Genomic DNA, 22,971 nt, shown 5'->3' on the forward strand with positions numbered 1-22,971 from the left:
CGGTCAGACTTAACTCTGGAGGTTTCATGTCGCAGACATATTCACTGCCGGTTCTCTTCGTTCCCGACGTCGTCGTCCTGCCCGGCATGGTCGTGCCCATCCCGCTCGACGATGCCGCGCAAGCCACGGTCGACGCCGCCCGGGCGAGCGAGACCGGAAAACTGCTGGTCGCCCCACGTCTGGACGACCGGTACCCCACCTACGGTGTCATCGCGTCGATCGTGCAGGTCGGCCGCATCCCGGGCGGCGGCATGGCAGCCGTCGTCAAGGGCGAGCAGCGCGCGCAGATCGGCACCGGGACACCCGGCCACGGTGCCGCGCTGTGGGTCGAGGTGACCGAGGTCGACGCCGTTGACGTCACCGACGAGGACCGTGAACTCGCCGGCGAGTACAAGAAGCTCGTGCTGGCGATGCTGCAGCGCCGCGAGGCATGGCAGCTCATCGACGCCGTCAACAAGATGTCCGATCCGGCGGATCTCGCCGACACCTCGGGCTATGCGTCGTGGCTGTCCGACGAGCAGAAGCGTGAGCTGCTCGAGACGCCGGTGACCGCGGCGCGGTTGCGGCTGCTCATCGAGTGGACCGGCGATCATCTGGCCGAGTCCGAGGTGACCGAGAAGATCGCCGAGGACGTCCGCGCGGGCATGGACAAGCAGCAGAAGGAATTCCTGCTTCGCCAGCAGCTCGCCGCCATCCGCAAGGAGCTCGGCGAGGACGAGCCCGAGGGCGCCGACGACTACCGCGGCCGCGTCGAGGAAGCCGACCTGCCCGAGAAGGTGCGCGAGGCCGCGCTCCGCGAGGTGGGCAAGCTCGAGCGTGCCAGCGACCAGTCGCCGGAGACCGGATGGATCCGCACCTGGCTCGACACCGTCCTCGACCTGCCGTGGAACACCCGGACCGAGGACTCGACCGACGTCAAGGGCGCGCGCGAAATCCTCGACGCCGACCACCACGGCCTCGACGACGTGAAGGACCGCATCGTCGAGTACCTCGCGGTGCGTGCCCGTCGCGCCGAACGCGGCCTGCAGGTCGTCGGCGGACGCGGGTCGGGCGCCGTGATGGTGCTCGCCGGTCCTCCCGGGGTCGGCAAGACGTCGCTCGGTGAGAGCGTCGCCCGGGCGCTGGGCCGCAAGTTCGTGCGCGTCGCCCTCGGCGGTGTGCGCGACGAGTCGGAGATCCGCGGCCACCGGCGTACCTACGTCGGCGCGCTGCCCGGCCGGATCGTACGGGCGATCGGTGAGGCGGGATCGATGAATCCCGTCGTGCTGCTGGACGAGATCGACAAGGTGGGCTCGGACTACCGGGGCGACCCGGCCGCCGCGCTGCTCGAGGTCCTCGACCCCGCGCAGAATCACACCTTCCGCGATCACTATCTCGATCTCGATCTCGACCTGTCCGATGTGCTGTTCCTCGCGACCGCCAACGTCATCGAGAACATCCCGTCGGCCCTGCTCGACCGGATGGAGCTGGTCACGCTCGACGGGTACACCGAGGACGACAAGGTCGCCATCGCCCGCGATTACCTGCTGCCCCGGCAGGCCGAGCGGGCGGCGCTGACACCCGACGAGGTGACCGTCACCGATGCGGCGCTGCGGGAGATCGCGGCCAACTACACCCGCGAACCCGGTGTGCGGCAGTTCGAACGGCTGCTGGCGAAGGCGCTTCGTAAGGCCGCGACCAACCTCGCGGTCGAATCGGGAGACGGGGGAACCGCGACGGCGCCCGTCATCATCGACGAGCCCGATCTGCGCGACTACCTGGGGCGTCCGCGCTTCACGCCGGAATCGGCGGAGCGGACGGCGGTCCCCGGTGTCGCAACCGGTCTCGCGGTCACGGGCATGGGCGGCGACGTCCTGTTCATCGAGGTGAACGCCACCGAGGGTGAGCCGGGTCTGAAGTTGACCGGCCAGCTCGGCGACGTGATGAAGGAGTCGGCGCAGATCGCACTGTCGTACGTGCGGGCGCACGCCGAGCAGCTCGGCGTCGACCCGAAAGCGCTCGACAAGGCCATCCACGTGCACGTTCCGGCCGGGGCCGTGCCGAAGGACGGTCCGAGCGCCGGCGTCACCATGGTCACCGCACTGGTGTCGATGGCGACGGGACGTCAGGTGCGCAGCGATGTCGGGATGACCGGCGAGGTCACGCTCAACGGGCGGGTCCTGCCAATCGGTGGGGTCAAGCAGAAACTGCTTGCCGCACAACGCAACGGGCTGAAGACCATCTTCATCCCGCAGCGCAACGAGCCCGACCTCGACGACGTGCCGGCCGAGGTGCTCGACGCCCTCGACGTGCGGCCGATGACCGATGTCGCCGAGATCATCGCGCAGGCGCTGGAAGTCGCCGTCGACGCGCAGGTGTCCGCGGCCTGATTCCGCGCGCTGTAGCCCAGGCCCAGCCCAACACCCCGGTGGTTCGTGGACGATCACGTTCCGCCGGGGTGTTGGCGTCTGTCAGAAGGGTGGCGGGTCGTCGGGCGTGCCAGGTTGATGGCTGGCGGCCTCGGCTCGGGCGAGTCGATCCGCTTCGCGTTGTGCCTTGTTGCGGGCACGTTCTTCTCGCCGCTTCGCGTGTTTGGCGGCGGTGCGTTCGGTGATCGTGCGCGGTGGTCGGCCTTGCTGTTGTCTGCCTTGCCGTTCGGGCACGATGATCCGCGGACTGGGTGGTGCTTTCGCGGCTTGTTCGAATCGGATGCGACGCAGGTTGGGGAAGAGGTCTTCGAGGGTTTCGGCCTCGCCGGGGATCACAAAGCCCTCGGGCGTGACGTATTCGGTGACCAGACGGCCCTCGTCGTCGCGGTACTGCACATCGGTCCAGTCGCTGTGCGTCTTGTGCAGATGACCGGGACGGCATTTGGCGTTGAGGTTCTCACTCGAGGTCGCACCCCCGCGGGCGGGTCGGGCGTGGTCGTACTCGGCGACGTGATCGACATCGGCGGTGAATGCCGAACGCGTGCACCCCGGCTCGGTGCAGTAACCGTCGCGCACCCGCACGAACTCCGCACACGCACTCGTCGGACGATACGGGTCACCAGGCAGGGCGCCCGGGTAGACCACCACGACCTCCGACGACGGCGGCTCCGTCGACGGTGTGGCCGAAGTCGGGGGTGTCGACGCGTCACCCGCGCCGTCGGCGTCGGTGACGGTGTTGTCCGTATCCTGCGGTGGCGCGGCGATGTTCGCGTCCGCGTGGTGTCGTCGTCGTATCTCTCCTCGCCGGTCGCGGCTGGACTGCCGGCGACGACCTGCGTGGGTGGTGTGCGGATGGGGGTGACCGGCCTGATCGTCGCGTCGGGCCGGGCGGCGAGGTCGCGCACATGCTCGTCGGAGATCACTCCGTGCCCGTCGATCCAGCCGGGTCCGGACCCGCCGGCCAGGGTGTCGGCGTCGGTCACCACGTGGATCACGATCTCGGTACTCGCCGCCGAACCTCCAGGATCGACAGGTGTTGCGGTGCAGTCGGTTTGTCCGCACGCGCACGTGAACGCTGTTCGGGTGAGCAACGCGTACATGGCGTCGGAGTTGCGTTGCTGGCGAGGGCGTCCGTCCCGGTCGCAGACGGATGCGGCCAACTCCCGTACCGAGGCGTTGGAAGCCCGGATGTTCTCGGCGGCCATGACCGCGGTGATCTCACCGGTGCCGTCACCGTGGTTCTCGGTCCACACCCCTCGTTTGTCGAGCGCTTCGCGGCGCCGTTCCCGGACGGCGTCGGCGTCGTGACCGAAGACCAGGCGGTCGATCATGTCGCGCAAACCCGACGTCGACCACGACCCGGACCGAGAGCGCAGCAGGTCGGCGATCGATTCGTCGAGCACCTCGATGATCCGACGGCTGTCGGGGTCGTCGGGGTCGTCGGGGTCGAAAAGGTGATCATCGGACACCAAGTGCGTGCGGCCGATGATCTCCCGGATGTGGTGCGGCCCGATGACACCGTCGCGCAACGTCTCCAACACCCGCGGCAACCGATCACGCAGGCACAGCGCCTCGTCGACCAGCATCCCCGCCCGGTAGCGGGTGATCCCGGCCTCCCGCGAGACCCGGGCGACGACGTCACCGAAACCGTCGGACACGTAACTGTTGCCGACCGTGGTCAACAGCCGATCACACAACACCAGGATCGTCTGATAGCGGCACCACGCCAGATACGACTCGCCCGCGCGGATCGACCCCAGACGCTGCATATGAGTGGCGGTGTCGGCATCGGCCGGACGCGCAGGATCGACCCCGGCGAGGAACTCGCCCGGCAGATCCGTCCATGCCCCCACAGTGACTCCCCCCGAAGTCGTTGCCGCCCGGCCCGGTTGACCGGTCCACCTGACACATCCAAGGTAGACCCGACCACCGACAAGAATGCTCGGCCCGCATCGCTACGTGAGCCCGACGGTGCGAGCGACCCTCTCCGACAACAGATACAGCGCATAGGCGAAGTAGGCCACGATCGCGGCGGGCAGGAGCCACAAGGCGGCCACGGCCGCAACGAGACTCGCCGCCCACTGGCGCCCCCACAGCGGCGCGGCGACGAAGATCATCAGCAGGGAGAGCAGGAGAGAGACCGCCGGCGATGATGTCGGCCACGACCAATCGAACAGCAGCGCCCCGCTCGAACCGACCGCCGCGCAGATGCCGACGACGCTCAGCACCAGCCACGCGATCACACTGAGACGTCGCCATCCGCCGGCGACCCATCGCGTGCGAAGTGCCACTGCCGACCACATGATCCACCGCTTGAGCCAGGGGACGCCGGACGCCCGCATCATCTCGCGGAAGAACCGGTCGGACAGGGTGTCACTCCCGAGCGCGCCGGAGTTGACGGTGCCCGTGATGAGCTCGTCGTGGATGAGCGCCGCGAGTGAGTGTCTGCCGTAGGGGTTCTCGAACCAGCGCAGGAACCGGGGGATCGAGGCGAGATCGGTGGGGTTGTCGTCGCCGGGCACAAACGTGCGGGCCGCGTCGACGGCGCCCCGCGCATCGGCTTCCGTCTGTCCTCGCTCGACCAGTTGTGTGACGAGGTACTTCTCGACCGCGGGATCGGAGAAACGAAAGGCGTTGCGCACGAGGAACTGCCGTTCGTCGATCTGCGCGATCTCGACCTCGCCACGTCCGGTCGGGTCGTCGACCTCGAAGCCCGACTTCGGTGCCACCCGCCACGGCACCCATCGCGGTTCGTCCGGCGTGGTCTCGTTCATCGCCACCTCCGCGTCGAGGGGATGTCTCGACCGTAGCCCCCACGTGACCGGGACCGATGGGTAACGGGGGCGCAGCGTGTTGGGTGATGACGTTGTGCCCGGAAACCGGGCGCAACGTCATACGCGTTTTCGGCCCCCGGCTGACATTGAGCGAGATCCACTCAACTTTTTTGCTCGATCCGGGAACAACCCTTCGGGCATCCCCGTTACACACTTCGAGAAACCTGAGCGACGAAGACTCAAGTCGGTTTGACTCGGATCTACTTTTTCAGTAGGACATGAGTCGGACGCACTGAAGTCCGGTCCCGCAGAGTTTCGCCACGACATCCCCGCGGTCGCGAGACCCCGGGACAAGGACTCGGGTGCACACCCGCAAACTAGGAGGAAGCCAAACATGTCTCGTGCTGTTGGAATCGACCTCGGTACCACCAACTCGGTGGTGGCCGTGCTCGAAGGCGGCGAAGCCGCCGTCATCGCCAACGCCGAAGGCGCACGGACCACCCCGTCGGTGGTCGCGTTCGCCCGTAACGGCGAGGTGCTGGTCGGCCAGCCCGCCAAGAACCAGGCGGTCACCAACGTCGACCGCACCATCCGCTCCGTCAAGCGCCACATGGGCGAAGGCGACTGGACCGTCGAGATCGACGACAAGAAGTACACCCCGCAGGAGATCAGCGCGCGCACGCTCATGAAGCTCAAGCGCGACGCCGAGTCGTACCTGGGCGAGGACGTGACCGACGCGGTCATCACCGTCCCGGCCTACTTCAACGACGCGCAGCGTCAAGCCACCAAGGAAGCCGGCCAGATCGCCGGCCTCAACGTGCTCCGCATCGTCAACGAGCCGACCGCGGCCGCCCTGGCCTACGGACTCGACAAGGGTGAGAAGGAACAGACCATCCTGGTCTTCGACCTCGGTGGCGGTACCTTCGACGTCTCGTTGCTCGAGATCGGCGACGGCGTGGTCGAGGTCCGTGCGACCTCCGGCGACAACCACCTCGGTGGTGACGACTGGGATCAGCGCGTCGTCGACTGGCTCGTCGAGAAGTTCAAGAGCCAGAACGGCATCGACCTGACCAAGGACAAGATGGCCCTGCAGCGTCTCCGCGAGGCCGCCGAGAAGGCCAAGATCGAACTCTCGAGCTCGCAGAGCACCTCGATCAACCTGCCCTACATCACCGTCGACGCCGACAAGAACCCGCTGTTCCTCGACGAGCAGCTCTCGCGCAGCGAGTTCCAGAAGATCACCTCTGATCTGCTGGAGCGCACCCGCGCACCGTTCCAGGCCGTCATCAAGGACGCGGGCATCTCCGTCGGCGACATCGACCACGTCGTGCTCGTCGGTGGTTCGACCCGTATGCCGGCCGTCACCGACCTGGTGAAGGAACTGACCGGTGGCCGCGAGCCCAACAAGGGCGTCAACCCGGACGAGGTCGTCGCCGTCGGCGCCGCACTGCAGGCCGGTGTGCTCCGCGGTGAGGTCAAGGACGTGCTGCTGCTCGACGTCACCCCGCTCTCCCTCGGTATCGAGACCAAGGGCGGCGTGATGCACAAGCTGATCGAGCGCAACACCACCATCCCGACCAAGCGGTCGGAGACCTACACGACCGCCGAGGACAACCAGCCGTCGGTGCAGATCCAGGTCTATCAGGGGGAGCGCGAGATCGCCTCGCACAACAAGCTGCTCGGCAGCTTCGAGCTCGGCGGCATCGCTCCGGCCCCGCAGGGTGTCCCGCAGATCGAGGTGACCTTCGACATCGACGCCAACGGCATCGTGCACGTCACCGCGAAGGACAAGGGCACCGGCAAGGAGAACTCGATCCGCATCCAGGACGGTTCCGGCCTGAGCAAGGACGAGATCGACCGCATGATCAAGGACGCGGAGGCGCACGCCGACGAGGACCGCAAGCGCCGTGAGGAGGCCGAAACCCGCAACCAGGCGGAGTCGCTGGTCCACCAGACCGAGAAGTTCCTCAAGGAGAACGAGGACAAGGTCCCGGCGGAGCTGAAGGAGAAGGTCGAGGCGGCCGTCGCCGGGGCGCAGGAAGCGCTCAAGGGCAACGACACCGCGGCGATCAAATCCGCGATCGAGAAGCTGTCCGAGGAGTCGCAGGCCCTCGGCCAGGCGATCTACGCCAACGCCGCTGCGGAGTCCCCCAACGGTGAGTCCGCCGCGGCCGACAGCGATCCCGACGTCGTCGACGCCGAGGTCGTCGACGACGCAGATTCGAATGCTGCCGACTCGAAGGAGAACAAGTGACCGCAGGAGCCCATTCGTCGAATGGGTCCGGCGAGGAGCCGGTGACGGTGACCGACCGTCGTCGTATCGACCCGGAGACGGGTGAGGTGCGCGACGAGCCGGCCGCCGGCCCCGGCCCGGCCGACGCCGGACCGGTCGCAGAGGAGTCCCAGACCGACGAGTCACAGTCAACCGACGAGCCGCAGGCCGACACCGCAGCCGACGAGCCGGATGCCCGCGTCGCCGAGCTGACGGCCGACCTGCAGCGCGAACGCGCCCAGTTCGCCAACTTCCGGCGGCGTGCCGCCGAGGAGAAGCAGGGTTCGGTCGCCTACGGCAAGCAGATCCTGATCGACAAACTGCTGCCGATCGTCGACGACCTCGACCGTGCCCGTGAACACGGCGACCTCGACAGCGGTCCGCTGCGTGCGGTCGCCGACAAGCTGACCGGTGTGCTGGCCGCCGAAGGTCTCGTGGCCTTCGGTGCGGCGGGTGACGAGTTCGATCCCGAACTCCACGAAGCCGTGCAGCACGACGGCACCGGCGCGAACCCGGTGATCGGATCGGTGTACCGATGCGGCTACCGCCTGGGCGAGAAGGTGATCCGCACCGCGATGGTGACGGTCACCGATCCCGCTCCCGCGGGCGACGCGCCCGGTGCACAATAGAACGACCGTCGACCCTGAGGTGCGAGGAGCGCAGTCCGCGAGCCTCGCACCTCAGGTTCTTCCCAAGACATTCATCAAGAGACAAGACATTCATCCAGACAACAGAACTCAAGGAGGTGACGTCTGGTGGCACCACAACGTGAGTGGTTAGAACACGACTTCTACAAGGACCTGGGCGTTGCTTCTGACGCTTCGGCTGAAGAGATCAAGAAGGCCTACCGCAAGCTCGCGCGCGAGCTGCATCCGGATGCGAATCCGGGTGACAGCGCGGCCGAAGAGCGCTTCAAGCGGGTGTCCGAAGCCCACAGCGTCCTCGGGGATGCCGAGAAGCGCAAGGAGTACGACGAGACACGCGCCATGTTCGCCGGCGGACGATTCCGCGGCGGCGGCAATGGCTTCCCGGGTGGCTTCCCCGGCGGGGGAACCACCTACACCACCGGCGGCGGTAGCGATTTCGACCTCGGCGACCTGTTCGGCGGGGCGCAGACCGGCGGCGGCGGTGGCGGTTTCGGCGACATCTTCGACGGCCTGTTCAACCGCGGTGGCGGAACGCAACGTACTTCGACGGCGAGCCGGCCGCGTCGAGGCAAGGACCTCGAGACCGAGACGACGCTCTCGTTCTCCGACGCCGCGCTCGGCACGACCGTCCCCCTGCGGGTGACGAGTCCGTCGCCCTGCACCACCTGCCACGGCTCGGGCGCCAAGCCCGGGACCAGTCCGCGGGTGTGCGCGAACTGCAACGGTTCCGGCTTCGTGAGCCGCAACCAGGGCGCGTTCGGATTCAGCGAGCCCTGCCAGGACTGCCAGGGCACCGGATCGCGGATCGATGACCCGTGCACCGATTGCGACGGCAGCGGCGTGAAGGTCCGCGCGCGCACCATCAACGTCCGGATCCCCGCCGGCGTCGAGGACGGTCAACGCATCCGGCTCGCCGGGCAGGGCGAGGCCGGCCGTCGTGGCGCCCCGTCGGGTGACCTCTACGTCGTCGTGCACGTGACCCCGCACAAGCAGTTCACCCGTAGCGGCAACGACCTTCGGGTGCAGCTGCCGGTGCGGATCTCCGAACTCGTTCTCGGAGCGACGGTGTCGGTTCCGACCCTGGAGGGTTCGGTCGGGGTGAAGATCCCGCCGAACACCACCGACGGCCGCACGCTGCGCGTGCGCGGTCGTGGAGTGCCCAAGCGCTCCGGCGGGGCGGGCGACCTGCTCGTCACCGTCAAGGTCGCGGTTCCGAACAAGCTCGACGAGGCCGCGGTCGAGGCGATGCGCGCCTACGACCAGGCCGAGCGGGCAAGCGGTTTCGACCCGCGGGCGGACTGGGGGCGATGAGTCATGGCCGGTGCGAGCAACTTCGACGGCGACGGTGCGACCTTCCTGATCTCGGTGGCCGCCGAACTCGCCGGCATGCACGCCCAGACCCTGCGGACGTATGACCGCCTGGGCCTGGTCACCCCGCAACGGACGAGTGGCGGCGGTCGCCGCTACTCGTCCCGCGACGTCGAGCTCCTGCGCGAGATCCAGCGTCTCTCGCAGGAGGAAGGCGTCAACCTCGCGGGCATCAAACGCATCATCGACCTGAGCAATCAGGTCGAGGCGCTCCAGCACCGCGTGCGGGAGCTGACCGACGAGGTGCAGAGGTCGCGGACCCGCCGCGGCGGCGAACTCGTCCCCGTGCCGCGCACCAACGCCCTGGTCGTCTGGCAGCCGCGACGCAATCGCACCACCGACTGACCACCTGCTTGGTTTCGCCGAGCCCACGGACGTGCGTACCGTTGAGCGTATGGCTTCTGAACCCGTCACCACCGTCGACTCCGGCCCGCACAAGGTCTCGCGCCGGGTCGTCGTGAACGCCCCGGTCGCCGATGTGTTCGCGCTCGTGTCGAACCCCCATCGGCATCCGGAGCTCGACGGTTCCGGCACCGTCCGCGACACCCCCGTGGACGGGCCCGAGACGCTGACCCGCGGGGCGCGTTTCAGTGTCGGGATGAAGCAGTACGGCGTGCCGTACAAGATCACCTCGACCGTCACCGACTTCGAACCCGGCCGGGTCGTCGAATGGCAGCACCCGATGGGGCACCGCTGGCGGTGGGAGCTCGAGTCGACCTCGCCGACCACCACGGCCGTCACCGAGACCTTCGACTACTCGACGCTCCGGGTACCGAAGATCATGGAGCTCATCGGCTACGACAAGAAGAACGGCAAGGGGATAGAGGGCACCCTCCGGGCGCTCGCGGCCCGGTTCGCCTGAACGCGCCGACCGCCGATGGACTCCTCCGCCGGTCACACACCCGAACCCGGTTCCCCGGATGAACCCGTCGTCGTCCTCGGCGTCGTCGCCGCGCCGGGCCAGGCGATCGGTCTCGCCCGCAAGCTGGTCGAGGCCGATCTGACCGACCACATCCAGACGACCTTTCCCGGCGCCCGCTGGCAGCTCGAGCTCCTCGAGGCCGGCGTCGTCCAACCACCGGCCGGTGACGCCGAGATCGTCGACGCCACCAGAGACCTTCTGCTCGAACACGAATGGGATCTGGTGCTCTGTCTGACCGACCTGCCGCTGCACGTCGGCAAACGCCCGGTCGTGGCGCATGCCAACGCGGTGCACGGCGTCGCGGTCCTCTCGGTGCCGGCACTCGGCGCGACCGGTGTACGGCAACGGGCACGCGGCATCATCACCGGACTCGTCGGGCAACTCCTCGGCGCCGACGCCGACGACCTCCGCGAACACCAGAAGTCGCCGGCGCGGTCGGCGCTCCGCCATCGCGTCCGGCAGCTCGGGACCGACGTCGACGAGGCGGGCACCGCCTTCACCGCACGTGTGCTGACCGGGAACCTGCGTCTGCTCACCGGCATGGTGCGCGCCAACCGCCCGTGGCGGCTGGCGCTCGGCCTCAGCCGCGCACTCACCGGGGCGATCGCGGCCGGGGTATTCGCGCTGGTGACCGCCGACATCTGGTTGCTCGCAGACACTTTCGGCGGGATCCGGCTGACCGGGGTCGCGCTCGGCTCGATCATCGCCATCACCGCGACGCTGATCATCGGGGCCGACCTCTGGGAACGGGGGAGTTCCCGTCAGACGCGAGAACAGGTGGCGCTGTTCAACATCGTCACCGTGATCACGGTGGTGCTCGGCGTCGCCGCCTTCTACGCGGCGCTGTTCGTCCTGTCCGCCATCGGCGCGCTCTGCCTGGTGGTGCCGCAGGTCTTCGGTGCGACGCTCGACCACCCGGCCGGCTTCACCGATTACCTGGAGGTCGCCTGGCTGACCTGTTCACTCGCCACCGTCGGCGGAGCACTGGGCGCGGGCCTGGAAACCGACGAGGCGGTCCGCGACGCGGCCTACACCCAGCATCCCGCCGAACCGATCTGAGCGGTCCACCGGGCACAACCGGGTGTACGGTGTCCGCCACCCAGCCGCTAGGCTTGCGGGTCAGAACGCCACAGCAGGTCGGCGACGGGAGGTGAACCATGTCCGAGGTACCGGGGAACGGTCCGATGCCGGGGTTCGTGGTCCTGGGTATCTCCGTCGTCGACGACCAGATCAGTTCGGTGGTCCGGGACGCGGACGGACACATCCTGGCGAGCAACCTCGTCGATCTCCCCGATGCATCGGCCGCCGGTGCCGAGGCCGCGATCGTCGAACTCGTCGATTCGGTCCCGGTCGAGGTCGACCGGATCGGCATCTCGGCGTCGCGCGCCGACGTCCGCGACCACCTGGCCCGCGTCTTCGCGGCGGGCGCGGGCACCGGGCCGTCCTGGTCGGGCAAGGTCGTCGTCACCGGGTACGCCGCTGCTCTCGCCGAGATCGCGTGCACCCATTCGACGCGCGGTGGGGTGGTGGCCGTCGTCGACCTGGATCGCGATGCCGCGCCGGCCGCCGGCACGACCCTCGCCACCGTCGACACGTCCTCCGGCGCCGTCCTCGGCACGACCGACTTCTCGCCGGGCGAGGTCGCCTCGGTCACCGACCCCGACGCGGCGACCCGACTCGCGTCGGCGGTCACCCGCCTGCCGCGCGGGCGTGACATCACGTCGGTCATCGTGGTCGGCCCCGGCGCGCAACTACCCGGCATCGCGCCGGCCTTCGAGTACGCGGCGCAACGCCCGGTCACGGTCGCGGACAACCCGGCGCTGGCCTCGGCCCTCGGTGCGGCCGACGCCGCGGTGGTAGCCGCGGCAGCACCCCCCGTCGCCCCGCGGACGTCGACGGGACGTCGCTGGTGGTTCGTCGGCGCCGCCATCGGCGCGGCCGTGTTCCTGGCCGCCGTCGGGATGACGCTGATTCTCACCGCCGAGTCGACGGTCGCCGAACCGGCGCCCGTCACCGTGACCGAGACACCGGCAGCGGTCACCTCGACCGAGGAGGCGACGGTTACCGAGACCGCAACGGAAACCTCCGTCCGCACGACGACGGTCACCAGCACCCCGCGTCCGGTCACTCGAACGGAGACGGTGACCGAGTCGGCTCCCGAGACGTACACCGTGACCGAGACCGAAACGGTCACGGCTCCGGCCGGCGGCGAGCCGAGCCTCGAAGTCCCCTGAGTCGCAACCGGTTCGGGGGAGTCAACGCTGGTGCCGGGTCAGAACACCGGGTCGTGCTGGATGCGGCTGGCCCGGACGCCCGCGATGATCAGCGTGCGTCGGGTGTTCTCGATCATCTGCGGTGATCCCGCGATGAGCACCTGGCGGTCCTGCCAGTCACCGGACCGGGCCACGACGTCGGCGAGGGTGCCGATCTCGTGGTCGATGCCGAGCTCGGCGGGTGTCGCCACCGCGTTGATCCACCACGGATCGCTCTCCTCCTGGGACACGGCGGTGACCCGCAGCCAGGGATTGGTCGACGCGATGCGGCGCAGGACGGTCAGGTCGTAGAGCTCGCCCGGGTAGCGCATGCCGTAGAAGATGTGCGTCTCCGGCGAATCCGCGCGCATGGACATCTCGATCAACAACGCCCGCAGCGGTGCGAGCCCGGTCCCGCCCGCCACCATGAGGACCTTGCTGTCGCGGTCGACGTGAAGCGTCCCGTGCCCCTGGGCGAGGGTCCACACATCGCCGATGCTGGTCTCGCTCACGATCGCGGTGCTGACCGTTCCACGGGGGATCGCACGCACGTGGAACTCCAGTTCACCGGCCGGGTTGGGCGGGATGGCGGGGGAGAGATTGCGCCACTGCTTGGGCCATTGCGGGGTGTGCACCTCGAGGTACTGGCCCGTGTTGAACGTGAGCGGCGAGTGGGCGAGGAGTCGGACGACCGCGAGGTCCCGGGTGATCCGGTATTTCTCGACGACCTCGGCGGTCCAGCGCGCGGGATGGGTCGCGCTCTCGGCCGCGCCCCGCATGACCCCGGTGACCAGCATCATCGCCTGCGAGACGGTCTGTTCGGTCTCGGCGTCCCAGTAACCGGCCATGAGGCTGCCGAACTCGCCCATCAGGGCGGCGTACATCACGTGGTAATGCTCGGGCTCGACCCCGAACTTGCGATGGTCGCGTCCGAGCTGCGCGAGGAACTCCACGAGTTCGGCGTGACCCGACTCGGCCGGGATCGCTTCCAGCACATGGTCGATGACCCGATGGAAGGCCACTCGCTGGGCCGCCATCGATACCCCGAACAGGTCACGCAGGTCGGGATCGATCGCGAACATCCGGGTGTAGACGTTGGTGACGAACCGGTCGGGTTGCCGATTGACAGCCGTCCGCAGCTGATGCAGCGCGTGGCGCGTATGTGTCGCCATCTCGAAAAGATCACACCTCCGTCGCGGCTCGTCTCCCCGCCCGGTTCAAGATAGTCCTCAACACGGCACAATTCATGATCCGGCATCCCATGTCGGACAGTGATGAGGTATGGCAAGGTACGGGGATGACGTCCCTCGAAGGGGTCCTCACGGGCATCGTTGATGCCCATGTGCAGCACTGGAACCCGCGGCGCACCCCGTGGGCGGCCACGCGGGCGTCGCGGATGTACGGGTTCGTCCCCACCTTGGGTGACCGGGTGTTCCCGCTCGTGGTCTCGCGCGCCGACCGCGAGTACATCCTGACCCCGCGCACCGTGGCCCGGACCTACGAGCCGCGTCAGTACGCCACGGATGCGGCGCTGGTGCCGACCGTGGTGGGGGTACCGATCGACACGGTGGTGCACGTCGAGTCGCATTGGCGCCGCGAGGTCGCCGACGCCGCGGAGCCCCCGGTGGACAGCACCGCCGTCGAGGAGACCCGATATCTCGAGAGCCTGCCGTTCGGCCAGGCCGGCACCCCCCGCCTCGGCGCCGTCATCTCGCACGGCGATCCGCGGACCCGCACGTTCGCGACCATGCTCGACGAACAGTTCGCGGCCTCCCCGCGGTTCCGCGGCATCCGCATCGTCGCGTCCCGACATCCTGATCCGCGCGTCCGCGATGGCGGGGACACCGACAACCTGCTGTCCTCGACGGCGTTCCTCGAGGGGTTCGCCGAACTCGCGAGCCGCGATCTGGTCTTCGAGGCGTCGGTGTACTCCCATCAGCTGTACGACGTCATCCTGCTGGCCCGGGAGTACCCGGACACGACGATCGTCCTCGACCACTTCGGCATCCCGGCGGGGGTCTTCGGTCCCGTCGGTGTCCGCACCGGCGCGACAGCCGCTGCGCGCGCGGACATCTGGCGATTGTGGCGAGAACGGATGACGACCCTCGCGAACCACCGCAACGTCGTCGTCAAGCTGTCGGGTCTGGCGATGCCGATACTGGGTTACGGTCACGAACGGTGGGGCAACATCGGCGGTCAGGCCACGCTCGCCGAGATGATCGGTCCCTTCGTCGAGCACATCGTCACCCATTTCGGGTCGGACCGCATCATGTTCGGGTCCAACTATCCGATCGATCGGCCGAACGCCGCGGTCGACGTGCTGGTCGGCGCGCTCGTCGACTGTGTGTCCCAGTGGGGTTCGGAGGCTCTGCGGAAGATCTTCCGCGACACCGCTGTTCGTGTCTATACGATCGATGACGCGGCGGGTTGACCGCTCACCGGCCGCGGGGCCACCAGGTCGAGCGTTGCGGCGACTCCGGCACGGGCACGTCCCGCATGAGCCGGGTCAGGATCTCGACGAGGGCGGTGCACGAGGGATACCGGTCCTCCGGTGACTTCGCCAGCGCCTTGGCGAAGATCGAGTTCATCGCCGACGGCAGCCAGGGGCGGCGTCGGGTGAGTTTCGGCGGGTCGTCGTTGAGGTGGGCATAGGTGATCGCGAAAGCGGTGTTCCGCGGATACGGCGGTGTGCCCGTGATGAGTTCGACGAGCGTGCACGCGAATGCGTAGAAATCGGTTGCCGGGGTGAGCTTCTGGGCCTGCAGTAGTTCGGGCGAGGCGTAGCCGATGGAACCCTGCACACGACCGTTGCGCGCGAGTGGACGGGTGTCGTCGAGGAACTGGGCGATCCCGAAGTCCGAGAGGTAGGCGTCGGGGGGATCGGTACCGGCGGGGCCGGCACCGTCCGATCGCGGCCCGGGGTTGCAGGAGAGCAGGATGTTCGCGGGTTTGACGTCCCGGTGCAGGATGTCCTGGGCGTGTGCGTAATCGAGCGCATCGGCGATCTGCATCGCCACCCGCAGGATGGTGTCCATGTCCGGCTCGTCGCCGCGCTCGGGGACGAGGGCGGTCGCCGCGGGGCCGCCGATGTACTGCATGGTCAGCCACATCGACGGCAGGTGCCGCGGCCCGAGCGACCCGCGCGGCGAGGCGATCTCGCCGTGCTCGATCATGCGCACGATGTGCGGATGGTCGAGCAGCGACGCGATCCCGAATTCCCGTTCGAAGCGCTCCCGGACCCGCGCGTGGTCGGACGCGTTCGGGTGCAGGACCTTCAGGGCCAGCGGCCCATCGCACGACGGGCCCCCGTCGTCGCCGGTGCGATGGACCCGGAACACATCTGCGCTCGCCCCGCCACCGAGGAAGTCGTCGATGGTGAAGCCGGCCACGCTCTCGCCAACCTCGAACACCCTGCCAGGGTAGTGGCGTTCGAGGGCCGGCCGCGGTAACCGCGGTGCCCGCGAGCCGGGGTCAGCGAGCCGGTGTCAGCTTGAAGATCGGGAACCGCCGGCCCTGCGCGGTCTCGGTGTACTTCAGGAACTGCTCGGATGCCGAGATGAACTTCTGCCACGCGGGTTCCCAGTCGTCACCCTCGACTTCGGTCACCGCGGTGTCGAGCCGTTCGACGCCGTTCTCCGCCGGTGCCTCCACGGCGACCGATTCGGGATGGGCCCGCAGGTTGTGCACCCACGCCGGGGCCTTCGGCGAACCGGCGTACGAGCCGATCACCAGCCAGCTGTCGGCGTCGGGCAGGGCGAACAGGGGACTGATCCGCGGCTCGCCGGACTTGGCGCCCAGCGTGTGCAGGAGCACCAGGTTCTTGCCGAAGCCGGCGGTGTCCACATGCCCGTTGTTGGAGCGGAACTCGTTGATGACGGTCGCGTTGAAATCGTTCACGTTGCTCATTGTCGCGGTGCCCGGCGTTTCCGGCCATGTATCAATCTGAAACCGTGGTCGTTCGGTCTGCGAATACTCTGAACAGATGAGTGTCGACCCGAGTTCGCTGGCCGCTTCCCTCCCCAACGGCATGGTGGTCACCGACGCCGACATCCTGGCCGGCTACCGGCAGGACCGTGCCGCCGATCCGACGGCCGGCACCCCGCTCGCGCTGGTTCGGCCGACCACCACCGCCGAAGTGCAGGACACCGTCCGCTGGTGTGCCGCCAACGGTGTCCCGGTCATCACGCGGGGTGCGGGTACCAGTCTGTCGGGCGGGTCGACGGCCGTCGACGGCGCGATCATGCTCTCCACCGAGAAGATGCGGGACATCGACGTCGACCCGGCGACGCGCACCGCGGTCGTGCAACCCGGACTGTTCAACTCGGAGGTGAAGGCCGCGGCCGCCGCGTCGGGTCTGTGGTATCCGCCGGACCCGTCGTCGTTCGAGATCTGCTCGATCGGGGGGAACGTCGCCACCAACGCCGGCGGGCTGTGCTGCGTCAAGTACGGCGTCACCACGGACTACGTCCTGGGCCTCGAGGTGGTGCTGGCCGACGGCCGGGCGGTACGCGTCGGCGGCAAGCAGCTCAAGGACTCCGCGGGCCTGCCGCTGACCAAGCTGTTCGTGGGCAGCGAGGGGCTTCTCGGGATCATCACTGAGGTCACCTTGCGGCTGTTGCCACCGCAGGGCCCGGCCAGCACCGTCGTCGGTGTGTTCGGTTCGGTGCACGACGCCAGCCGGGCGGTGTTGGCGGTGACCGGGGACATGCGTCCTGCGATGCTCGAGTTCATGGACTCGGTCGCGATCAACGCCGTCGAGGACCTGTTGCGGATGGGCCTCGACCGGAAGGCCGGCGCGCTCCTCGTCGCCCAGTCCGACGCCCCTGGTGCGGCCGGTGCGGCCGAGGTCGAGTTCATCCGGAAGGCGTTTGAGACGAACGGCGCCGGCGAGGTCTTCGCGACCGACGACCCCGTCGAGGGCGAGGCGTTCACCGCGGCCCGCCGTGCGGCGATCCCGGCGGTGGAGAAGCTGGGATCGTTGCTGCTCGAGGACGTCGGCGTACCGCTGCCCTCGTTGCCCGACCTCATCGACGGTGTCGCCGAGATCGCGGCCGGGAACCGGGTGATGATCTCGGTGATCGCCCACGCCGGCGACGGCAACACGCACCCGCTGATCGTCTTCGACCCCGCCGATGTGGACGAGGCGAAGCGCGCCCAGGTGGCCTTCGGTCAGATCATGGACCTCGCGATCGAGTTGGGCGGCACCATCACCGGCGAGCACGGGGTGGGACGACTGAAGAAGGGCTGGCTGCCCGACCAGGTGGGGCCCGACGTCATGGAACTGACGGCTCGGATCAAGCAGGCTCTCGACCCCGACGGTCTGCTGAACCCGGGCGTGCTGTTGTAGCCTGGCGTCCTCCGGTGGACCGGGAGGCCGCGGTGCGCCCCGCCACCACATAGGCGTCGCGGCCTGCGGCCTTGGCGTGGAAGAGCGCTTCATCGGCGACATCGAACTCGTGCCGGATGAAGGCGTCGGCGTCGTCGGCGGACATGTGGCCGCCCGGAGTGACCCCCACGGCGATCCCCAGGCTCATCGTCGCGGTCGCGCCACTGGGGATCGTGATGCGCCGCGCACGGATGCGTTCGGCGAGCGCGCGCACCGAGGTCTCGTCGGCGAGCGTCGCGATCGCGAACTCGTCACCGCCGAGCCGCGCGACGATGGCCTTCTCGTCCGTGGCCCCTTGCAGAATCGCCGCGACCCGCTCCAGGACGTCATCACCCATCGCGTGACCGTGTTCGTCGTTGATGGCCTTGAACCGGTCGACATCCGCGGTGACCAATGCGAACGGGTGGGCGGGGCTGCGACGGAGCATTGTCGTCGTCGCGTAGATGAAGCCGCGACGATTCAGCAATCCGGTGAGCGGATCGGTATTCGCCATGATGAGCTGATGTTTCAGCGATCGCTGGAAATCAGATGTGTAACTGCGATGAAGGGCCGTTGTGCCATTGGTGACGACCAACAATGCGAGTGTGGTGAACAGGACGTTCAACACCGGAGTGCCGTCTGCCCAGGACATGAGGCCCATCGCGCAGACCGCGATGCTCGAGTAGATCATGTGGGCGTACGCGACCGGGGACCGGACGAAATGCGCCACATATGACCCGATGACGGCGAAGATCACGGCGCAGAACTGGGCCAGGATGATGTCGGAGATGGCGAGTATCGCGACGGTCAGCACAGCGTCGGCCCATAGGACGAACAGGGTGTTGAACCCCCTGATCGACGACTGTTTGGTCCACCAGATCACGCCGAGGTGGACCCGGCTGACCGCGAGAGCCATCGGGATCGTGGTGGCGACGACGATGCCGAGGGCGATCGAGCGCGGGACGGATCCCTGTGTGCCACTCGGCGTGAAGAGGGCGATCGTGCCGAGCGCCCCGCACACCGCGACCAGTACGGCGATGGTGACGCGGACATACCATTCGCGCATCCGGACCTGTTTGAGGACGTGATCGGCGTTGTCGTAGAAAAGGTGATGATGGCCGGAGATCTCACCGGTGGCCGGCCCGTGGCGAAGAGCCCGGAAACGAGCGGCGGGCCGTTCCTCGTGGTCTCCGCGTTGTCGGTGCTCGATGGCCGCATCCTCTTTCACTCGTGACGCGCGTGACGCGCGTGACGCGCATGCATGTCGCGACGACGAATCGTCGAACACACATTACGGAGTTTAGAGGACGATTAAAGATCGTTTCTTCTCGAAATCCGCGATATGACCCAACAGAGCGAAAGATGTAAGAATCGGCAGAATCGCCGTCGATCTGATGCGCGCTGAGACGGTCGTGCCGATCGGGCCCGATCAGCCGCCTCCTGCTGGGGTCCTCCCGTCCCCTCCGCGGGAGGGACCCCAGCAGGTAGTCCGAATGCGATGTGGCCGGCGCGAACCTGGCCTCGCGGAATTCAGCATATTGGCTCGATGGTCAACCTACAATCACATCAATCGGGATAACTGACAGGAGATCGTTGATGAATGGTCCCGGGGAGCCCGGACTACGTGATATCGACCTCCGACGACTGCGGATGTTCGTCGTCGTGATGGAGGCGCCCAGCCTTCGTGTCGCCGCGGATGACCTGTTCATCAGCCAGCAAGCGCTCTCCTCGGCGATCCGCGAACTCGAGCGACACCTGGGGGTGGAGCTCTTCTCGCGGTCGCGCCGAAGCCTCACGCCGACGCCTGCCGGTGAGGCGCTCTACCGTGGTGCAGTGCCGTTGCTGGCCGGTGGCGAACAGCTCGCGACGCAGGTACGACGGGTGGACGCCGGCTCGCCTGCGCCGTTCGTGATCGGTCACGCCCCGGACCTCGCCTCCTCCGAGGTCTTCCGGATCATCGAGCCGGTGGTGCTCGCCGACTCGTCGGTGCCGATCACGGTACGACCGGTCTTCGCCGAACTCATTCGCGACGAGTTGCTGTCGGGAGCCATCGACATGGCTCTCGGACGAGGCGTGGCGGCCCCGCCGGACATGGCCACCACCATCGCGACACAACACGAACTGCGTCTCGCGGTGCGAGCCGATCACCCGCTGGCCGCGCACGACCGGGTCGACATGGCCGACCTCGCCGGCTACGAGATCGTCGTCTGGGGTCCCGAGCACGAGTACGAGTACACCGACATCCTCGTCGGCATGTGCCGGCGCGCCGGATTCGAACCGAAGATCATCCTGTCGACCCTGTTGGGTACGCCCCCGCACACGGCGGTGATCGCACACCCCGAGGCGTGCGCCTTCGTCACCAATGAACCCGGCTGGATCTACGTCAACCGCATCCGGATCGTCGAGTTCACGGATCCGCCGTTCGCGCCCGTCCGTGCGATGTGGCTGCCCAACACCTCGTCGACCCTGCGGCGTCAGATCCTCGCCGCGGCCGAGAACTCGCTCTGAGGATCCGGCCGCAGGCCTCAGTTGCCGTCGAGTCTGCTGACCTGCACCGCGGCCACGTCGAAGATCCGCGGGTACCCGATCGTCGAGTCGGGGACGGCGCGGTCCGGGAAGTCGAAGACGCTCAGCATCAACTGCATCGGGTAGTCGATGGACTGGTCGACCGTCTTGAACGGGTGTCCGTCGACGCTGAACACGAGCCGGTGAGGTTCCCAGTCGACGGCGTACTCGTGCAGGTCGGCGAGATCGTGCGGGATCTCGATGACCGAGAAGTCGTCGACGATCCGGGGGTCACGGTGCGGATGGACGCCCACCCCGACCGTCCAGGGCTCGCCGGGCCGCGGGCCGAAGATCTCGGCGACGCAGATCTCGCCGGACTCGTCGGGGCGCTCCTCGGTGCCGAGAAGCCAGAACGCCACCATCGATGCCGGATCACGGATCGCGCGCATGGTCACCTCGAACCGGCCGTGGGCTTGGGCGAAGCGGACTTCCGAGGCGCGATCGGTGGTGACGGTCAGTCCGTCGCGGTGGGCGTGCTGACCGACCGGGCTGCCGACCGGGCCGGCGCGATGCCCGGTCTGCAGGCTCGAGACCCGCATCCCCGACTCGGACGGTCGCCACGCGGGCTGGTCGTCGTCGATGCACAGCCGCGAACGTCCCTCCGATGTGCTCCACCGGGCGGCGGAGTTCTCGGGTGTCGACCAGTGCGGCAGATATGCGGCGATCCACGTCCGGGGGTCGAAACCATCGCCGGTGAAGTCGTCGTGGAGGGTCGTCGTCAGGCCCGTCAGATCCGCGGTGGGTCGGTCCATGGGATTACGGTACAACGACTTTCGTGGGCCACACGCGTAGTGTGTGCGGGTCAGCACATGCGTGATCAGAGGTGGGATGACTTGGAGACGACAACTGCGGCCGACACTCTCCGGCGATGGGCGCTCGACGAAGACCTGAAGTCCCGGGTCATGGCCGACCCCGCGCTCGCCGACTGTGCGCGGCGAGTCGCCGACCGCTACACCGCGGGAGAAGTTGTCGAGTCCGCGATCCGCGCCGGAGCGCGCGCCGTGGAACGCGGGCACCGGGTGAGCATCGAGTACACGGGGGAGAGCGTTCGCGATGCCGCCGAAGCGACCGCGGCCACGGACGTGTTCGTGTCCGTCGCCGAACACATCGGCCGGACCGGACTGCCGTCGACGGTCTCCGGCGATCTGTCGCACATCGGCCTCCTCGTCTCGGAGGAACTGGTGCGCGACAACGCTTCCCGCCTGGCACAGGCGTGTGCCGCGGTGGACTCGGTCTTCATGATCTCGGCCGAGGGATCGGACCGGGCCGACCAGGTTCTGGAGGTCTACGATTGGTTGTCGCAGCGATTCGACAATGTGGGCGTCACACTCCAGGCACGGCTCCACCGCTCGGAGGGCGACGTCGAACGCCTCCTCGCGATCGGTGGCCGCATCCGGCTCGTCAAAGGCGCGTTCTACGAATCGGATTCGACCGCGCTGTCGCGAGAGGATCCGGAATTGGCGGAGCGCTTCGGAAGTCTCGCACGGCGCATCGTCGACGGCGGCGGCTCCCTCACACTCGCGACCCACGACGAGGTGCTGCTGACGCGCGTCCTCGACTCGGTCGGCGCCGCCGACGCCCTCGAGGTCGAGATGCTGATGGGTCTCGGAACCGATCTCCTCGATCGGTTGGCGGCGAACGGGGTTGCCACGCGCGAATACTGCATCTTCGGCTCGGAATGGTGGTTGTACGTGCTCAACCGCATCGCCGAAGACCCGACGAGGGTGTTCCAGGCCATCGTCGACCTGGGGCGCGGGCCGATCAGCCCGCCGGCCACCGCTCGGTGATCAGCTCGACCATCTCCTCGACCCACGCGTCGTCGAGTGCGGCGTCGCTGCGGATGAGGATGCGGAAGATCGCGGTACCGGCGACGACCTCCGCGAGCATGGGCAACCGGTCGTCGCCCCGGCGTTCCTGACCGAACCGGCGTTCGAAGGCGGTGAGGTCGCCGGCGAGCCGGGCGATCATCTGACTGTGCAGCTCGGGTGAGGCCACGGTGTCGGCGATGAGACCCGGAAGCGCCACGCGCACCTCGGGTCGGTTGAACATGGCACGCACGATCTCGACAAGGGCCCGGATGTCCTGTCGGGCGTCACCCGAACCCGTTGGCGGTTCCAGGGTTTCGGCTGCCAGCACCGCTTCGTGGACGAGTTGGGCCTTGCCGGACCAGCGCCGGTAGATGGCCGCGGTGGTGGTGCCCGCGCGGGCCGCGATCGCCGAGAGGGACAGCGCCGGGTAGCCCGTCTCGAGGATGAGTTCGCGGGTGGCCGCGATGATCGCGGAATCGATCCGCCCGTCGCGGGGCCGTCCGGGCGACGCAGGGTTCGACCTCTTGTGTTCCCTTCGGCCATCTGCTGTCATGAGTCCCAGCATAGTTGCAATACGGTGTGCATCGTAT

Annotated in this window: 18 protein-coding genes and 2 pseudogenes; 12 read left to right on the top strand and 8 right to left on the bottom strand. The window is 68.1% G+C overall.

Features of this window, described 5'->3' with window-relative positions; genetic code table 11:
• Positions 1 to 26: 26 nt before the first annotated feature.
• Positions 27 to 2,369: an endopeptidase La gene (lon, locus tag ACFVHY_RS14655; protein WP_390272950.1), complete on the top strand. Its 2,343-nt coding sequence runs from the start codon at positions 27 to 29 to the stop codon at positions 2,367 to 2,369.
• An 81-nt stretch (positions 2,370 to 2,450) separates the two neighbouring features.
• Here the strand turns inward: lon and ACFVHY_RS14660 are convergent.
• A pseudogene (locus ACFVHY_RS14660) lies at positions 2,451 to 4,261 on the bottom strand (DUF222 domain-containing protein).
• 102 nt (positions 4,262 to 4,363) lie between these two features.
• Positions 4,364 to 5,182, bottom strand: a complete 819-nt coding sequence (locus tag ACFVHY_RS14665) for a DUF1353 domain-containing protein (protein ID WP_390272953.1) — start codon at positions 5,180 to 5,182, stop codon at positions 4,364 to 4,366.
• Between the two features lie 394 nt (positions 5,183 to 5,576).
• Here ACFVHY_RS14665 and dnaK point away from each other — a divergent pair, with 394 nt between their 5' ends.
• The 7 genes from dnaK (at position 5,577) to ACFVHY_RS14700 (ending at position 12,625) form a co-directional block, all read left to right on the top strand.
• Complete coding sequence (gene dnaK / locus ACFVHY_RS14670) at positions 5,577 to 7,436, top strand: molecular chaperone DnaK (protein ID WP_390272956.1); 1,860 nt, start codon at positions 5,577 to 5,579, stop codon at positions 7,434 to 7,436.
• The gene (grpE, locus tag ACFVHY_RS14675) at positions 7,433 to 8,083 is read left to right on the top strand and encodes a nucleotide exchange factor GrpE (RefSeq protein WP_390272960.1); all 651 of its coding nucleotides are present in this window, start codon (positions 7,433 to 7,435) and stop codon (positions 8,081 to 8,083) included. The genes dnaK and grpE overlap by 4 nt, the downstream gene beginning before the upstream one ends.
• Positions 8,084 to 8,209: 126 nt before the next feature.
• Positions 8,210 to 9,412, top strand: a complete 1,203-nt coding sequence (gene dnaJ, locus ACFVHY_RS14680; RefSeq protein WP_390272963.1) for a molecular chaperone DnaJ — start codon at positions 8,210 to 8,212, stop codon at positions 9,410 to 9,412.
• 3 nt (positions 9,413 to 9,415) lie between these two features.
• Positions 9,416 to 9,814, top strand: coding sequence for a heat shock protein transcriptional repressor HspR (locus tag ACFVHY_RS14685; RefSeq protein WP_390272966.1), 399 nt, complete (start codon positions 9,416 to 9,418; stop codon positions 9,812 to 9,814).
• Between the two features lie 49 nt (positions 9,815 to 9,863).
• Entirely contained in the window at positions 9,864 to 10,331 is a 468-nt protein-coding gene (locus ACFVHY_RS14690; RefSeq protein ID WP_065632455.1) for an SRPBCC family protein, read from the top strand.
• A 15-nt stretch (positions 10,332 to 10,346) separates the two neighbouring features.
• Positions 10,347 to 11,450 (top strand): hypothetical protein, encoded by a 1,104-nt coding sequence (locus ACFVHY_RS14695; RefSeq protein ID WP_086534162.1) that lies wholly within the window; start codon positions 10,347 to 10,349, stop codon positions 11,448 to 11,450.
• Between the two features lie 98 nt (positions 11,451 to 11,548).
• Positions 11,549 to 12,625: a hypothetical protein gene (locus ACFVHY_RS14700; protein ID WP_390272970.1), complete on the top strand. Its 1,077-nt coding sequence runs from the start codon at positions 11,549 to 11,551 to the stop codon at positions 12,623 to 12,625.
• A gap of 38 nt (positions 12,626 to 12,663) precedes the next feature.
• On the opposite strand, the pseudogene ACFVHY_RS14705 reads toward ACFVHY_RS14700, so the two are convergent.
• A pseudogene (locus ACFVHY_RS14705) lies at positions 12,664 to 13,827 on the bottom strand (FAD-binding oxidoreductase); the annotation flags it as partial.
• A gap of 113 nt (positions 13,828 to 13,940) precedes the next feature.
• On the opposite strand from ACFVHY_RS14705, the gene ACFVHY_RS14710 reads away from it, so the two are divergent.
• Positions 13,941 to 15,074, top strand: a complete 1,134-nt coding sequence (locus ACFVHY_RS14710; protein WP_390272973.1) for an amidohydrolase family protein — start codon at positions 13,941 to 13,943, stop codon at positions 15,072 to 15,074.
• A 4-nt stretch (positions 15,075 to 15,078) separates the two neighbouring features.
• Here ACFVHY_RS14710 and ACFVHY_RS14715 read toward each other — a convergent pair whose 3' ends face one another.
• Together ACFVHY_RS14715 and ACFVHY_RS14720 are read right to left on the bottom strand one after the other, a co-directional pair.
• Positions 15,079 to 16,053, bottom strand: a complete 975-nt coding sequence (locus ACFVHY_RS14715) for a serine/threonine-protein kinase (protein ID WP_390272975.1) — start codon at positions 16,051 to 16,053, stop codon at positions 15,079 to 15,081.
• Positions 16,054 to 16,114: 61 nt separating this feature from the next.
• Positions 16,115 to 16,540, bottom strand: coding sequence for a nitroreductase/quinone reductase family protein (locus ACFVHY_RS14720; protein ID WP_388028585.1), 426 nt, complete (start codon positions 16,538 to 16,540; stop codon positions 16,115 to 16,117).
• 85 nt (positions 16,541 to 16,625) lie between these two features.
• Here ACFVHY_RS14720 and ACFVHY_RS14725 point away from each other — a divergent pair, with 85 nt between their 5' ends.
• Positions 16,626 to 17,990, top strand: a complete 1,365-nt coding sequence (locus tag ACFVHY_RS14725; protein WP_390272978.1) for an FAD-binding oxidoreductase — start codon at positions 16,626 to 16,628, stop codon at positions 17,988 to 17,990.
• Here the strand turns inward: ACFVHY_RS14725 and ACFVHY_RS14730 are convergent.
• On the bottom strand, positions 17,938 to 19,236 hold the full coding sequence (locus tag ACFVHY_RS14730) for a diguanylate cyclase (protein ID WP_390272981.1): 1,299 nt from the start codon (positions 19,234 to 19,236) through the stop codon (positions 17,938 to 17,940). The genes ACFVHY_RS14725 and ACFVHY_RS14730 overlap by 53 nt on opposite strands.
• Positions 19,237 to 19,604: 368 nt before the next feature.
• Between ACFVHY_RS14730 and ACFVHY_RS14735 the strand changes: the two genes are divergently transcribed.
• Positions 19,605 to 20,516: a LysR family transcriptional regulator gene (locus ACFVHY_RS14735; protein WP_390272985.1), complete on the top strand. Its 912-nt coding sequence runs from the start codon at positions 19,605 to 19,607 to the stop codon at positions 20,514 to 20,516.
• A 17-nt stretch (positions 20,517 to 20,533) separates the two neighbouring features.
• Here ACFVHY_RS14735 and ACFVHY_RS14740 read toward each other — a convergent pair whose 3' ends face one another.
• Positions 20,534 to 21,325, bottom strand: coding sequence for a glycoside hydrolase family 16 protein (locus ACFVHY_RS14740; RefSeq protein ID WP_390272988.1), 792 nt, complete (start codon positions 21,323 to 21,325; stop codon positions 20,534 to 20,536).
• An 81-nt stretch (positions 21,326 to 21,406) separates the two neighbouring features.
• Here ACFVHY_RS14740 and ACFVHY_RS14745 point away from each other — a divergent pair, with 81 nt between their 5' ends.
• Complete coding sequence (locus ACFVHY_RS14745) at positions 21,407 to 22,360, top strand: proline dehydrogenase family protein (protein ID WP_390272991.1); 954 nt, start codon at positions 21,407 to 21,409, stop codon at positions 22,358 to 22,360.
• Here ACFVHY_RS14745 and ACFVHY_RS14750 read toward each other — a convergent pair.
• The gene (locus tag ACFVHY_RS14750) at positions 22,335 to 22,934 is read right to left on the bottom strand and encodes a TetR-like C-terminal domain-containing protein (protein ID WP_390272993.1); all 600 of its coding nucleotides are present in this window, start codon (positions 22,932 to 22,934) and stop codon (positions 22,335 to 22,337) included. The two genes, ACFVHY_RS14745 and ACFVHY_RS14750, sit on opposite strands and share 26 nt — an antisense overlap.
• Positions 22,935 to 22,971 lie beyond the last annotated feature (37 nt).

The sequence above is a fragment of the Gordonia sp. NPDC127522 genome (assembly GCF_042672305.1).
Classification (GTDB): domain Bacteria; phylum Actinomycetota; class Actinomycetes; order Mycobacteriales; family Mycobacteriaceae; genus Gordonia; species Gordonia hongkongensis.